The organism is Oceaniferula flava, assembly GCF_016811075.1.
In the GTDB taxonomy this organism is placed as follows: Bacteria; Verrucomicrobiota; Verrucomicrobiia; order Verrucomicrobiales; family Akkermansiaceae; genus Oceaniferula; species Oceaniferula flava.
Genome location: NZ_JAFBGL010000001.1, coordinates 182,861 through 197,354, shown reverse-complemented (window position 1 = coordinate 197,354; position 14,494 = coordinate 182,861). Strand labels below are relative to the sequence as shown.

Here is a 14,494-nt window from a genome sequence, read left to right as displayed (position 1 = left end):
GCTGGGTTAGATTTCATCGGCATTGAGCCAGCGCTGCGATTTGATCACGAACTTGCGGCCGAACTGCTGATTCGTCGGAGTCAGATTACCGACTTGATAAGATCCGGTGACGTAATCGATTTTCCCAGCGTCATCAGTCGGCTGATTGCCGTTCAACGATCGGTCGACGTAGTGGGGGCTGCGTTCCACGGTCGCCTCAATCCATGCCCGGGCGTGCACCACGCCGTCACTGCTGGATTCGCCGTAAGCGCGGATGGTGTAGCTATCACCACGCACGGCAAGCGCCGGAACGATAGATTCCAGCACATCGCTCTGGGTCAGGAACCCGGGCATCCCCCAGGCCTGACTCGTTGGTTGCACGCTGGTGTAGCTGCCGTCTTTTTGAAAACGGTAGCTGTTTTTAAAAGTGGATAGATTGTTGTCCGGTGCGTCGGTGCGGGTGCCGACATTGACGGCGGTGGAGAGATATTTGGATTCTTTTTCAAAATTGGCATTCAAACCAGTCGCCTGAATGGCGGCATCCAGAGTTCCCATCATTGAGGTTTCATCCTCCTCATCGCACAGGCGACGATTGACGAAGTCTGAAATCGAAACGAACGGGCCGCGCTTCTTCACCTCGACCACAATGTTCTCAGCCAGGCTTCGCAATTCCCCCTTGGTCAATTTCCTAGCTCCAATCCAGGCCCCGGATTTGTCAGGGTTTGCCTCGCTGGTTTTGGCCGCGCTGGCTGGCTGACGATGGCGGGCAAAGGAGATTTCATCTGACTCCAAATGGCCGGATTTCAGTGGTCGCTCGAGCCCCAATGTACCGGAGAGGAAGGCGGTCCAGGCCTCCACCGAGGTGGAGTTGACATTGAAAGCAGCCTTATTTTTCAACACCACAGCATTCTCCCAGAACCCGGTATTGAGACCATCGGTGGCGGTGACCATGGCGACCGCCTCGGTCTGACTCATATGGCTCTCGCTATTGAATTGATAGCGTGTGTTCCAGAGCGGCTTACTTGCGTCGGGGTTCCAAGCAAAGCCACCGGTGTCGGAGCTCAGCGGCATGCCGGAGATGAAGTAGCGGTCCCAGAGGTTCTGGTTCACCTCGTAGGCAACATCATAGGCCAGCACCTCATCGGCAGAGCTGAGCTGGGTCTCGGCGACCTTGCGGGTGACCGCCTCCGAGCCGATTTGTAACAGGCCTTGGGAATCGATGGCTTTCGCATATGGCCCGTGGCTCAGTCCGCTACCTTTGGCCGATCCGATGAGGTAGTCCCAGCGGGTGGGAGCATTATTTCCCGTGTAGCGATCCGTGGCCACCTCATGAGCGCTGCGCTCAGCCGGGGCGTGCAAGTCTCTGAGCGAATGGCCGATGAGGTAGGTGGGGTTCCAGGAATACGGGCTGAGCATCGCATGGCGCAGCTTCGCCAAAGACAGCACTCCATAATCGTTGGAAGGCAGATCAAACATCACCACATCCTGGCTGAAGGGGAAACTATTCGTTGCACCAAAAGGATTTTTCACAAAGGCGGTGCCAGAGGCATTCAGACTGGGTTGATCGTTAAAATCCTGCGGCGACATCGGGGTGAACTGAAGCAGCCACGGGCCGGTGCTGGTCATATACCACTTCAGGGCACACTGGGACGCGGGAGATCGTGTGGTCAGCTGGGCTCGGATGTTCCAGTTTGCCACCGGACTGACGTTGTAGGCCATGTGATCGGACGTCCATCGATCTACCCGTAACGGCGGCGCATTCCCCTCGGTGCTAGACTCATCCAGCCAGAGCAACTTCGCGCCCACCTGGTGGGTCGGTGGGGCATCTTTCAATGGAGCTTCGGCGAAGGTCTGCAAGTTGCCAAAACTGCCGGGCGGCTGCAGTGCGGAGCCCCAGGTCTCGCCGATGTAGCCAAAGTAAGTCGTGGGTTTCGCCCCACCGGCGGCATTATTCACCAGCTGCAAGGTGGGGTAGGCCGAGCTGGTGTAGAGGTCTTCTAAGGACGGCGCGGTTCCTGATTTCAGAATGAAGGGGAAGCTCTCCACCTTGCCATCGGTCTGCATCGTGACTTCCGGCTGATAATCAAAGATCCTGCCAAAATCGATCTCGCTGAGGTCGGTGCTTGAGAGACTTCTCCAGCTGGTTGCCTGCACCTCGTATTTCACATCGGCCGCGTGATCGTAGAAAAAGTGGTTCTTCCCCTGCTCTTCGGAGGAGCTGAGCACGTTGGAGGCGACTGACGTAGGTTGATACTTCTGAAGCTTGATTCCACTGGCCGTCAAATCAGCCGTGACCACCTTGGGTGAGAACACATGGCACTCGCCAGCCCCCATGCTAGTGGCCTCGAGAGTGAACGCGAGGTAGCGGGATTCAGGAAAGGGATTAGTCCGCATTTTATAGACACTGCCGCCGACGTAGCCACTTTTCTGAATCCACTTGGAAAACACATGACCGGAATCACTCTGGTGCGCTGTCTTGAGGTCGTTCACATGTGCCTCCTCAGGGAAGAAATGCATGCCATGGGAGAGATTGTAGAAAGGATTCGGCATCAGCACGGTAAGCGCCGGCACCTTCAGTTCCCGATTGTAAGGGTTCCACAAACAAACACGCGGAATGATGTGCGTGCGGATGCGTTGATTATGGTGGGAGAAGTAGTAGTGCCAGCGGCTGTCGGTCATCACCGGATGCACCTTCGGCGCAGATTCGGCCCACTGGGAGGCATCGAAGCAGGCACCGTCGGAAATCGCATGCGGCCAGGCAGTGGTCGGCCGCATCCTAACGGCAGAGCTGCTGGCACTGGTCTGCGCATCATTCGAAGTCACATAGGCCTGCTGTGCCCAATCGCGCAGCGCACCGAATGAAGGCCCCAGCACCCCGTGATCCGCCCCCGGGATGATCGGATAAGTGGAAGAAAACACGCTAGGTTCAGAGCCCTCACTGTGATCGAAATCGACACTCTCCTGCCCCTGTTTCGCCAGCAGCAAGGGGGTGAGATCTTTACGCAGGCCACCGTGCAAGGTATCCGTGAACAGTCCGGGTGCCTCAGCCGTGAGGTGGTGGTATTTTTCCCGCAGTGCTTCCCGGACATCCTTGTCACCGGCCTGAACAAGCGCCGCACTGGCGTAGGACAGCACCTTGCCAGAATGGTTTAAAGCTTCCTCGGTAAAGTCCTGAAAAGGTTCCTTGTCATTAGGCAGCCTCACCAAGGCTGGGTTCCCCCTCGGCGAAGCTTCCAGAGCGGCGTCCACATCCAGAACTTCGGAGATCGGATCGATGGAGGCTTTTTGATTGTTATCGGCGACATACCACGCGTAGCCCCCCCTCCCTTCGACTTCGACTTTTTCCACAAGCACCCGTGCCTCTTGATACTCGCTGGCATTCAATCCACTGCCCAAGCTTCCTCGTCCGACAATTTCAACCACCCCAGAATCTGTGGTATCCAGTAGCTGTGAGGCATCGGCATCGCTTGATTGCTGGCTGACTAACCAAGCTCGGCGAAGCTCCGTTTTCCATGCGTCATTGGCTAAGCTGGGTAGACTATTTCTCAAATCCTCGTAGCCGCCGGCACTGGCGTAGGGCGCGCCAGACACTGGAGAACTGCCCAATTTTCCGATCACCGGCCAGTCTTGGCCCGACTCGGAGACTGTGGTCGACCACACACCGAGCCAATTGCGGTTCGCCACAGTGGACGTTGCTGTTTCCTCCTCCAAAATCGCTGCCCGGGCGGACACCCGCTGATCGGGCCCCATCTGAGTCTGCAGCTCACTGAGAGCCAACATCAAGGCGAGACGGGCGTTCGCTTGCGCCACCGCTTGATGGTTGGAATGTTGCTGACTCCTTAACTCCAAGGAACTCAGCGACACCATCGCCAAAGAAACCATCACCATGAGAATCATCACTGACATCGTGGCGATGAGGGCAAAACCAGGTTGCCTATTTCTACGCTTGGATTCGTAGGATGAAATATACATAGAATTAGGTGAGCAAAATTTTACCAATCCAAATATCAGGGGGGATCCTTGTAATCCTTTCTCTTTTAAAACTTAATGCCGCGGAGATCAAACACAAAGTCATTACAAAGTAATACTCTGGATCTGATTATTCAGTCGTAAATTCATCGCAGTTTTGTAAGAAACAGGAATGACGTATCTGGAAGTAGCTAAGCAGGCGGCGCACCAAGCTGGATCATTTCTTCGTGAGCATTTTGGCACTCAGCTCGAGGTGGATGAGGCCAAGCATCACGACATCAAATTAGCGCTCGACCGTGAAAGCCAGGACCTGATCACCCGGGTGCTGCTCGCCGAGTTCCCCGACCACGCGCTGTATGGCGAAGAGGGACTCGCTGGCGACCAAGACAGCGCCTACCAGTGGATTGTCGACCCCATCGACGGCACGGTGAACTATTTCTACGGCATCCCCCACTACTGCGTCTCCATCGCTCTGCGTCACGAGGACGAACTGATCGTGGGTGTCATCTACGACCCCAGCATGGACGAAATGTGGGAAGTGGAAAAAGGCAGCCCCGCCCTGCTGAACGGTGAACCTATTTCGGTCAGCCCACGCACGAAACTTGAAGAGTCCGCGTTATTTTTCGGCTGCGGCAAAAACGAAGAAGCCATGGCCACGGGGATGGATCGCTTCCACAAGGCCTCTCTCCGCGCCAGGAAAATGCGCATGATGGGCAGCGCGGCACTCGGCATGGCCTACATCGCCTGCGGTCGCCTGGATGCCTACGTCGAGTCCACCATCTCCCTCTGGGACATCGCGGCCGGGCAGATGCTGCTGGAATCGGCCGGAGGTAAAACCACCCTGGAACCGGTGGCAGGCAAGCCGGATGTGTGGTCGATTGTTGCAAGCAACGGTAAGATTCCGATCGAGGAAATCCTCTAGCCCCCTCCTTTTTTACACCTTTAACTGGCTGGCAATCGCAGCCACGCCGTCGGCTGGTGGCTCTCGCCCACGGTGAACGTTCCGCCTTTGTGTAGCAGCCTGTGCCGTGCAGTAGCGGCGCCGTGCACGTTCTGTTGGATCACCTCAATGGCATCCTGTTCCACCTTGGTGACAATGGCGACGTGACCCAGTGAGCCCTTGCTGAACACCAGCAGATCGTCTGGCTGGGGCGCGACATCGCCGCCGTTGAGATACTGCCGCAGACCTCGTGCGGGGTTCATGGCGCCGTGGGTCACGGCGGGGTCATAGAAATCACGGGCGTGCCCCCAGACGCTGGGCATGTGATGGCCGAGGGCATCGTGGAAAAAGCGTTTCACATACTCCACACACTGCCATTTCTGACCGTAGTAATAGCCGTCGGCGGCATAGTGCTTGCCGTGGCTGGTGGTGATGACGGTGCCATTCTGAAATGCCGGCACGTTTTTGTAACGAGCCACCTCAGATCCGATGGGCGCATTCACGTCCGCGCCGGAGTCTGCTACTGAAGGCTGGTTGTTCATCGTCGAGACAAGATAGCCGACCGCCACGGAGCCGACCAAGACGGCGATCACTGCACTAGCCGATTTTTTCATCTAGCAAGCTACGCAGCCAAGGCGACCGATCATACAGCGGAGCTCTTCAAAGCGCGGGCTTTTTCGTAGTCGTCGTCGGTCAGGCAGCAGGGATCGGCGGCCACCCAGTGATCTTTTTCCAGCTCCACCAGGCCGAGGTCCATGCCAATGGTTTCCTCGTAGCGCGGGTGCTGAATCCGGTGACCGAAGGCACTGCCTGCGGGTGGATTGATCGGTGAGGGAATCTCCCCTTCGAGATGCACCCGGTCTTTCGGAGCATCTGGATCTGGCTCCGGAATCGCGGAGATCAGGGCCTTGGTGTAGGCGTGTTTGGGATTCTTGTAGATGGCATCGGCATCGGCCAGTTCGACAATTTTTCCAAGATACATCACAGCAACCCGATCGGATATATGCTTCACCACCGCAAGATCGTGGGCGATGAACAGGTAGGCGAGATTCATTTCCTCCTGCAGGTCCAGCAGCAGGTTAAGCACCTGACTCTGCACCGAGACATCCAGCGCGGACACCGGCTCGTCCAGAACGATGAGCTCTGGGTTCAGTGCCAGGGCGCGGGCGATGCCGATGCGTTGACGCTGACCACCGGAGAACTCGAAGGAAAACCGCTGCGAGGCACTTTTGGGCATGCCCACACGATCCAACAGCTGCTCGACCAAATCGCGTCGCGTCGCGCGGGTGCCGATTTTTTGCACCTCCAGAGGCTCCGAGATGATTTGCCCCACTGACATCCGCGAGTTCAACGACTCGGCAGGATCTTGGAAAACCATCTGCAGGTTCCGGCGGATCGGGCGCAGTTGGGATTGGGTAAGCTTGGTGATGTCCTTGCCTTGAAACTCGATCGAGCCCGAGGTGGGGTTGGTCAGGCGGACGATGCTTTTTCCGAGCGTAGATTTACCACAGCCGGACTCGCCCACCAGGCCGAGGGTTTCGCCGCGTCCGACATCGAGCGTGACACCATCGACCGCTTTGACGGCGGCCACCTGGCGCGAGAGCACTCCTCCTTTGACAGGAAAGTGCATTTTCAGATCGCGGATGGAAAGAATGGGATCGCTCATAGGACTAGTGCGCAAGGTTGAGGGCGCTGGTATCGACACATTCCGGGCAGGCTTCCACCCAGTGGTCTTTGGAAATTTCTACGAAGGGGGCGCGGTTCTTCAAGGTGGGTCCCTTGCGTTCCATGCGCTGACAGAATCGGCAGCCGGTGACGAAGTCCTTGATCGAAGCCACTTGGCCCTCGATGGTGTTGAGCTTCGATTTACGTGGTGTCGCCAGGGTGGGAATCGCGTTGAGCAGGCCACGGGTGTAGGCGTGCTGTGGCGAGGCGTAGAGCTCCTTCACCGGAGCTCGCTCGACCACCCGACCCGCATACATCACCACCACCTCATCACAGTGGCCGGCGATCACACCGAGATCGTGAGTGATCAGGATGGTGGACATGCCCATCTCGTTTTGCAAATCTTCCATCAGCTCAAGAATCTGGGACTGCACCGTCACGTCCAGGGCGGTGGTCGGTTCGTCGGCAATCAACAAATCCGGTTTACAGGCCAAGGCGATGGCGATCACCACACGCTGGCGCATACCGCCGGAGAGCTGGTGAGGATACTCCATAACGCGTCGCTCCGGAGCTGGGATACCGACACGATCCAAGAGCTCGATGGACTCCTGCAGCGCCTCGCGTTTACTCATGCCACGGTGCAGGATGAGCGACTCGCTAATCTGCTTGCCGATGCGGTGCACCGGGTTCAGCGCGGTCATCGGCTCTTGGAAAATCACGCCGATCTCGCCACCGCGCACTTGGTGCATGCGCTTGTCGCTCGCCTTGGTGAGGTCCTCGCCTTTGAATAAAATCTCGCCACCGAGGACGTGCCCCATCGGCTTTGGCAAGAGACTGACCACCGACATGGCGGTAACACTTTTCCCACATCCGGACTCGCCCACGACGCCCACGGTTTTGCCTTTTGGCACGCGGAAAGAGACACCGTCTACGGCACGTAACCAATCGCCGTCCTCCATGCGGAAGGCGGTGATCAGCTCCTTAACTTCGAGAAGGTTTTCACTCATTACTTGCGTCTTGGTCGTTGGGTTCGGATTTGGGGATGCCATTCTGATAGACATCGATGATTTTTTGCACTTCAGGGAAGGTGCGGTTACTGCGCATGGCGGCTTCGGTCTCACGCTTCATTTCGGAATCGATCCAGAACACGTAGCTCTCGTTGGGCAGGTAGATGATGGGCACGTTGAATGGAGTTTCCTCGGTGTCGGGCCAGCGGACCCAGCGCCACGAGCCGAGGCGGACAAAACTCGTCACCCAACCGGGCGAGAACAGTGCCTCGTCGTGAATTTTCTCTTGGATTCTCCAGGAATTGCTTTTCACCTCCTCCACCGTGCGTGCATAGCGGGTGTTCAGGGTGAGCTTGTCCATTTCCTCATCGGCGTAGCTGGTGATGTTGTTCGTCTGCGGTTTGGCATTGCCCAGCGAGTCGTAGGCATTCTTCGAGTGGAAACCTTCGTAGTAGCGGGGGAACGGCGGTGTGGCCCCCCAGCCCCAGATCACCATATCGTGCTCCTTCTGCATCACCGTTTTGTAAAACACGGTGCCTTCCTGATCGTCAGCACGCAGGTCCATGCCGGCTTTCTTGGCTTCCTCTTTGAGAATGGCCACGACATTGGGATAGTAGGAAACCTTGGCGTAGCTGAGAGTGACGGCGAGTCGCTCCCCGCTGGGTTTCCGCAGAATCCCGTCCGGGCCCTCTTCGGTGTAGCCAGCCTTGGCAAAGTATTCACGCGCCTTGGTCACGGAGAACTCGCGAGCTTTGACGTTCGGGTTGGTCAAATCGCCGTAGCCCTCACTGTATTGCTGCAGGCGCGAGTAATCGCCGCGGAAAACGATATCGATGACTTTCTGCCAGTTCAAGGCATGGCAGATGCCGATGCGGGTATCGCGGTTTTTCAGGATCGGGCGGTCGAGGTTCAGGTAGGCGCCTCGGGGCACCCGTGGATACTGGGTGTAGAACTTGTAGCGCTCGATGTAGCCATCAAACACCGGATCGATCTCCGATTTTTCATACCAATAATCCGGCTGTGTCAGACCGAAAATATCCAGCTGCCCGGCGCGGAACAGTTCGTAGGCTTTGGAAATATCGCGGATGGTGGTGTAGACCAATTTGTCCGGGTTGAAACGGTAACGATAGTATTTCTTATCCTTAGCCCACCAGTCTTTATCGCGAGTCAGGGTGATAGAGACGCCTTTGACGATGTCCTCATCGCGCACGTAGTAAGGACCGGCGTGCGGCTGCACTTTCCACTGGTAGAAGTCCACATAATCCGCGGCGTAATCTTTGTAAAAGTGCGATGGCGCAGGTCGTAGTGCGGCGAAATACGGCATCAGCGGCTTCGACTCCGGCAGGCTCACTGCCAGATATTTATCCCCGTATGAGGTCACCTGAGCATATTGTTCGCGATAATACTGCTTCTCGTAAGGCGCCACGACGTTGTCCGAAACACGCACGTAAATACCCACCATGTAATCCTTGGCTGGGATCGGTTCGCCATCGTTGTAGCGGGCGTCGGGGTCGAGTTCGTAATAGACCGTGCGACCGTCCTCGCTCAGCGCCCAGCGGCGTGCAGTGCCGGGAATGACCTTCATCGTTTTCGGGTGCAGGCCGACCGTAGCCACTTCGATGTCGTCGTAGATGTAGCTGCGGAAGCTGTTATTGGCCTCCTTGCCGAAGGGTCTCACCGTGGCGGGAAACATCGAGATGAAGTAGCGAAAGGCCCCACCCTTGATAGCGCGCGGGTCGCCGATCTCCGGCTGGTCCATGCCATCCTCCCATTGCAAACCGTCAGGCAGCTCCGACTCCTCCTTGAAGTCAAAGTAATCGCCCAGCGACTGGCGGAATTCTATCCGTCCGAGCTCGCGGTCGAGTTCCTGTTTTTGGTCGAGCAGGTCAGTCTTTGCCTTCCCTTCCGCCCCGGCCATCTGTGCTTCCACCTCGGCCAGGCTTTTGGTGACCCGTGAGTGCTCCTTGGCGAGCCAGTTTTTGATGTAGCTGTTGTACTTCGGAACAAACTCATCGAAGCCCAATTTGCGTTCGAGCACGTCTTCCTCATCGCCACAGCCGCTCAGGCTGAATGCTGCAGCCATGATCATTACGCCGTGGAATAGTGATTTCAATGGATTGCGCATTATTTGTAGTAAGTGAATTTTTTAGGATCAAAGGCTTCACGCACTGCCTCACCGATGAATGTCACCAGGATCAGCAGGGAAACCAAACAGAAGAAAGCAGAACTCACCAGCCATGGGGCGGAGAGGTTGCTGAGACCATCCTTGAGGAGCGTTCCCCAGGTGGCGTATTTCGGTGGCAGACCAAAGCCGAGGTAATCGAGCGAGGTCAGCCCCATCACCAGACCGGACACCGAGAACGGCACCAAGGTCACCAGGATAGCGACGGCATTGGGGAGGATGTGTTTAAACAAAATACGCGGGGTCGAGCAGCCGATGATCCGGCTCGCGGCCACATAGTCGCGTGCCTTTTCTTTCAAGGCCGCGGTGCGCATCAGATAGGTCATGCCCATCCAGCTGAAGATGATCAGAATCAGCAAGATCACTCCTAGACCCGACTTCTCTTTGATCTGCACAGGCACCGAGGCACTGACGATGATGATGACAAAGAGGAAAGGAATGTTGGAAAAGATCTCGATCAGACGTTGGACAAAGAGATCGAAGATCCCGCCGAAAAAGCCCATCAGCAAACCCACCGAGATCCCGATCAGGTAGATTGCCGGGATGAAAAAGATCGAGGCCTTGAAGTTCACCTGCAGGCCACCGTAGAGGTAGGCCAGCACATCGTAACCTTGCGGTGTGGTGCCTAACAAGTGCCCCATGGTGAGGCTCGGCGGTGAGGGAGCGTAGTAGATGACACTGAGGTCGCTGCTTGAGGTGTTGAGAAACTTCGCCTTGTCGCCTTCGCCGGACCAGCTCTCGGAGACCAATTTTCCTTCGCTATACTCCGCGCCGTAGATGCGGTTGTTTTTGCGATCCCAGCCATCCGCCGCACCATCCTTCTGACCATCACGGAAACGGTAACGAAGGTGGATGCGATTCGGCTCGTTGATATCGTAAATTTTCGAGGCCAAGCCGGAATAGGGGCTCAGCGAGCCTGGTTTGTAGAGCAGTCCGTCGTCGCGAGTTTCCAGCGCCATGGTCGGTGTGGTCACCGTGTCCTGGGTCGGCGCATAGGGAACAAGCGGCATCACCAACCAGTCGCCTTTTTGCTCTTCCTTGAAGACCTTTTTCAGCTTGCGGTAATTCGGAGCCGCCTCGGCCTGATCGCCCGTCAAGCCAAAGTGCTTCCCTTTGAAAATGACATCCTCGTCGGCCGAACTCTGATAGAATCGCTGCAGTGCCGGAGAGTAGAACTGACCATTGTATTTCATCAGCAAGGCTTCGTTCCCGACCAGTAAGTGATCGAGCGATGCAATCAGCGCCAGGAAGCCGACGATCACAAAGGCGCGGTGGCCTCGCTTAATCGACTTGAAGCGGTCGATCCGACGTTGGGTGATCGGTGTGAATTGAAAATCCCTGGGGAACTTCAGCAGGAGCAAAATCCCGCAGATCAAAAACACTAGCACGCTGAGCCAGCCAAACCACAGGAAGGGCCGATCGCCCGAGCCCCAGTTCAGCCAATCCATCTCGCGACTGACGTCAAAGGACCAGCGCAAGGTCGGAAGTTTAAGCAATAGCAGCTCCCCGGCAGCCGACAGAATCGCGCCAAGGATGAGTAACCAGCCAATTTTTCGAAACATGGTCTTTAGTGAAATTTAATACGGGGATCGATCATCGCGACGATGATATCGGAAAGAATATTACCCACGATCATCAGGAACGCGGCGATGGTGAGAGTGCCCATAATGACCGATTGATCACGGTTCATGATGGCTTGGAACTGCAGCAGACCGAAGCCCTGGATATCGAACACGGTCTCCACCAGCATGCTGCCGCCCACGAAGATCGTGATCAGGCCGCCCAAGCTGGTGGCGATGGGAATGAAGGAGTTGCGGAAAGCATGTTTGAAGACCGCGCGGCGAAAACTCACGCCCTTGGCCACGGCGGTGCGGACGTAGTCGGCGGCGAGGTTGTCCATCAGGTTGTTCTTCATCATCATCGTGGTGTAGGCAAAACCACCCACGATGTAGCAGCTCAGCGGCAGCACCGTGTGATGCCCGAGGTCCTTGACCTTGCCCCAGAAGGATAGCTCTTCCGCATCCGGGCTCATCAGACCGAAGAGCGGGAACCAGCCCATGCGGGCGCCGAGATAAACCAGCAGGATCGCGCCAAGCGCAAAGCCGGGGATGGAGTAGCCGACAAAGACCATCACCGAAGTCGCATTGTCGAGGAAGGTGCGGTGCTTGATCGCTTTCACAATCCCCAGAGGAATGCAGATGGAGTAAATGATGATCGTCGAGAGCAGCCCGAAGTAAACCGCGATGGGAACACGCGCGAGAATCATGTCGGACACCTTATCCTGGAAGGTCGACGAACGTCCCAGGTCGCCTTGCAGCAGCCCGGAAAATCGTTTCTTGTAGAGCACAGCACGGTATGGGGTGACGGGAGCATCAGACAGCTCACCGCCATTCCTGCGCAGCCAGCGCTTGGCGCGTTCTTCGGGAGAATCGATGCGCACCGTCCACTTGGAATCGGCAACCATCTCACCGGTGTCCACAAAGACAGCTTCTTCGGGACGCTCTTTGTTCACCTTGACCTGACGACCCGAGCCTTTCAGCACCACCAGTGTTTCGTTTTCCGGATCGGAAATAGCGGACGCGCCGATGGTATCTTCCTCACGCGCCATGATGTCGCTCTTACTGATATAGCGTTCACGGGGGATCAGCCCGAGCCACTGCATGTACGCCACCGGGATGGATTTATCGTAACCATACTCTTCCTCCAGCTCCTCCAGCTGCTCATCGCTGAGCCCACCCTGGTTTTCGCTTCCGGAAGATTTTGAATTATCCTCTGCCTGCGCCGCGCGCTGCATCGCCCGCTCCATGGGGCTACCCGGCATAAAACGGGTGAGCGCGAAGACGATCACGGTCACGCCTAACAGCGTGAGAGGAACCAGCAGGAATCGTCTGATAAAATAAGCCTTCATGGGGAATGAAAAAGGCACACGGCATATCTTCCGTGCGCTCGCAAAATTTGTATGACACACTTTACCGCGAAGCAAGTCCCTGTTTGATTTTTAGCAAGATCTTCAATTTCCTCTAAAAAAGTGCTCCACATTCCATAATTTATAGCCACTTTCCGTTCCGATGTCATTCGCGCGACGCCATTATCACCTATTCTCTCTGGTCTCCCTTACACTCTTGGGTAGCTTACTCTGTTCCTGTGACAGTAAGACACCCGTGGAAAAAGCCACCGAGGCCAACGTCCTAGTCATGGGGAACTCAGGAGAACCAGCCGACCTCGACCCCCAAGTCGTCACCGGAGTGATCGAATCCAACATCATCAGAGCCCTCTTCGAAGGCCTCTGCGGCCAGCACCCGTCGAACGACGGCAAGCACCTGCCCGGAGCGGCCGCCAGCTGGAGCGCGAACGAGAACTTCACCGTCTGGACCTTCAACCTGCAACCGGAAGGTAAGTGGTCGGACGGCAAGCCTGTCACCACCGAGGATTTTCTCTACTCCTATGAACGCATGCTCCTTCCTGAGTTTGGAGCCAAATATGCTTCGATGCTCTACTACATCAAAGGAGCAGAAGCCTTCAACAAAGGTGAGAACGATGACTTTTCCTCGGTTGGCGTGCGCGCCATCGACAGCCACACTCTCGAGATCACCCTGCGGGCCCCCATCCCCTTCCTGCCGGACATCACCAAACACTACACTTGGTATCCTGTGCCCAAGCACATCATCGAAAAACACGGCGGTATGCTGGCGAAAAATGGTGAGTGGACCGAGGCAGGCAGCCTGATTTCCAACGGTCCCTTCGTGCTCAGCAAGTGGGTGCTCTTCGACCGTATCGAATGCGTGAAAAACCCCCTCTACTGGGATGCCGATACGGTGCAACTCGACGGCATTAACTTCCTACCAATTTCCAACGCCTACACCGAGGCGCGGATGTTCTACAACGACCAGTTGCACGTCACCTACACACTGGCCCCGGAACTGATCAGCTACTCGCAGAAAAAATATCCAGACAACACCAAGCTCGAAACCTACTTGGGATCGAACTTCCTCCGTCTCAATGTCTCCCGCCCGATCCTCCAGAACCTCGACCTGCGCAAGGCGCTGGGCCATGCGGTCGACAGCCAAGCGATCATCGACAACATCCTGCAGGGCGGCCAAGAGCGCGCTGGCGGACTGGTTCCGCGCATGGGCGAATACCAACCGGCCGAAGTCATGTTCTACGATCCGGAACTGGCCAACGAGTATCTGAAAAAATCCGGAGTCAACCCTGCCGACCTCAGCCTCACCCTGCTGACCACCGATCGCGAAGGAGCCAAGGTCATCGCGGAAGCGCTGCAAGACATGTGGCGCAAGAACCTCGGCATCACGGTGAACATCCGCCAGTCCGAGTGGAAAAGTTATCAAAAAGCGATGTCGGATCTCGACTACGACATCAGCACCGGCGGCTGGATCGGCGATTACCCGGACCCCACCACCTTCCTCGACATGTGGAAAAAGGGCGACGGCAACAACCGCACCGGCTGGAGCAGCGAGGAATTTGAAAGCCTGCTTGGCAAGGCGGAGCTCACCGAGGACCCGGTGCAGCGCCTGCGTGCCCTGGAAAAGGCCGAAAAGGTGCTGCTGGCAGAAATGCCTATCATCCCCCTCTATTGGTACACCCAGTGCTACCTCAAGCACGGATCCCTGAAAGGCTGGCACCCCCTGATCCTGAATAACCATCCTTATAAATTCATCTCGCTGGAACCAGCGAACTCCAATTCCGAAGACTAAGTTATCTCGTCGTTTTCTGAACCTGGAACCATCCACCTCA

9 protein-coding genes are annotated in these 14,494 nt (G+C 56.5%); 2 read left to right on the top strand and 7 right to left on the bottom strand.

The window, feature by feature from the left end; all coding sequences use genetic code 11:
* Nucleotides 1-6: 6 nt before the first annotated feature.
* Complete coding sequence (locus JO972_RS00825) at nt 7-3,951, bottom strand: type IV pilus modification PilV family protein (RefSeq protein ID WP_309488090.1); 3,945 nt, start codon at nt 3,949-3,951, stop codon at nt 7-9.
* Between the two features lie 169 nt (nt 3,952-4,120).
* Here JO972_RS00825 and JO972_RS00820 point away from each other — a divergent pair, with 169 nt between their 5' ends.
* Nucleotides 4,121-4,870: an inositol monophosphatase family protein gene (locus JO972_RS00820; RefSeq protein ID WP_309488089.1), complete on the top strand. Its 750-nt coding sequence runs from the start codon at nt 4,121-4,123 to the stop codon at nt 4,868-4,870.
* 20 nt (nt 4,871-4,890) lie between these two features.
* Here JO972_RS00820 and JO972_RS00815 read toward each other — a convergent pair whose 3' ends face one another.
* From JO972_RS00815 to JO972_RS00790, 6 genes are read right to left on the bottom strand one after another with little or no spacing between them, the layout of a single operon-like run.
* The gene (locus tag JO972_RS00815; RefSeq protein WP_309488088.1) at nt 4,891-5,502 is read right to left on the bottom strand and encodes a CHAP domain-containing protein; all 612 of its coding nucleotides are present in this window, start codon (nt 5,500-5,502) and stop codon (nt 4,891-4,893) included.
* Between the two features lie 29 nt (nt 5,503-5,531).
* Complete coding sequence (locus tag JO972_RS00810) at nt 5,532-6,554, bottom strand: ABC transporter ATP-binding protein (protein WP_309488087.1); 1,023 nt, start codon at nt 6,552-6,554, stop codon at nt 5,532-5,534.
* Between the two features lie 4 nt (nt 6,555-6,558).
* Entirely contained in the window at nt 6,559-7,560 is a 1,002-nt protein-coding gene (locus tag JO972_RS00805) for an ABC transporter ATP-binding protein (protein ID WP_309488086.1), read from the bottom strand.
* Nucleotides 7,553-9,643, bottom strand: a complete 2,091-nt coding sequence (locus tag JO972_RS00800) for an ABC transporter substrate-binding protein (protein WP_309488085.1) — start codon at nt 9,641-9,643, stop codon at nt 7,553-7,555. Before JO972_RS00800 ends, JO972_RS00805 begins: the two co-directional genes overlap by 8 nt.
* A gap of 41 nt (nt 9,644-9,684) precedes the next feature.
* On the bottom strand, nt 9,685-11,304 hold the full coding sequence (locus JO972_RS00795; RefSeq protein WP_309488084.1) for an ABC transporter permease subunit: 1,620 nt from the start codon (nt 11,302-11,304) through the stop codon (nt 9,685-9,687).
* Nucleotides 11,305-11,309: 5 nt separating this feature from the next.
* Entirely contained in the window at nt 11,310-12,650 is a 1,341-nt protein-coding gene (locus tag JO972_RS00790; protein ID WP_309488083.1) for an ABC transporter permease, read from the bottom strand.
* A gap of 253 nt (nt 12,651-12,903) precedes the next feature.
* Here JO972_RS00790 and JO972_RS00785 point away from each other — a divergent pair, with 253 nt between their 5' ends.
* Nucleotides 12,904-14,454, top strand: coding sequence for a peptide ABC transporter substrate-binding protein (locus JO972_RS00785; protein WP_309488082.1), 1,551 nt, complete (start codon nt 12,904-12,906; stop codon nt 14,452-14,454).
* The last annotated feature ends 40 nt before the right edge of the window (nt 14,455-14,494 follow it).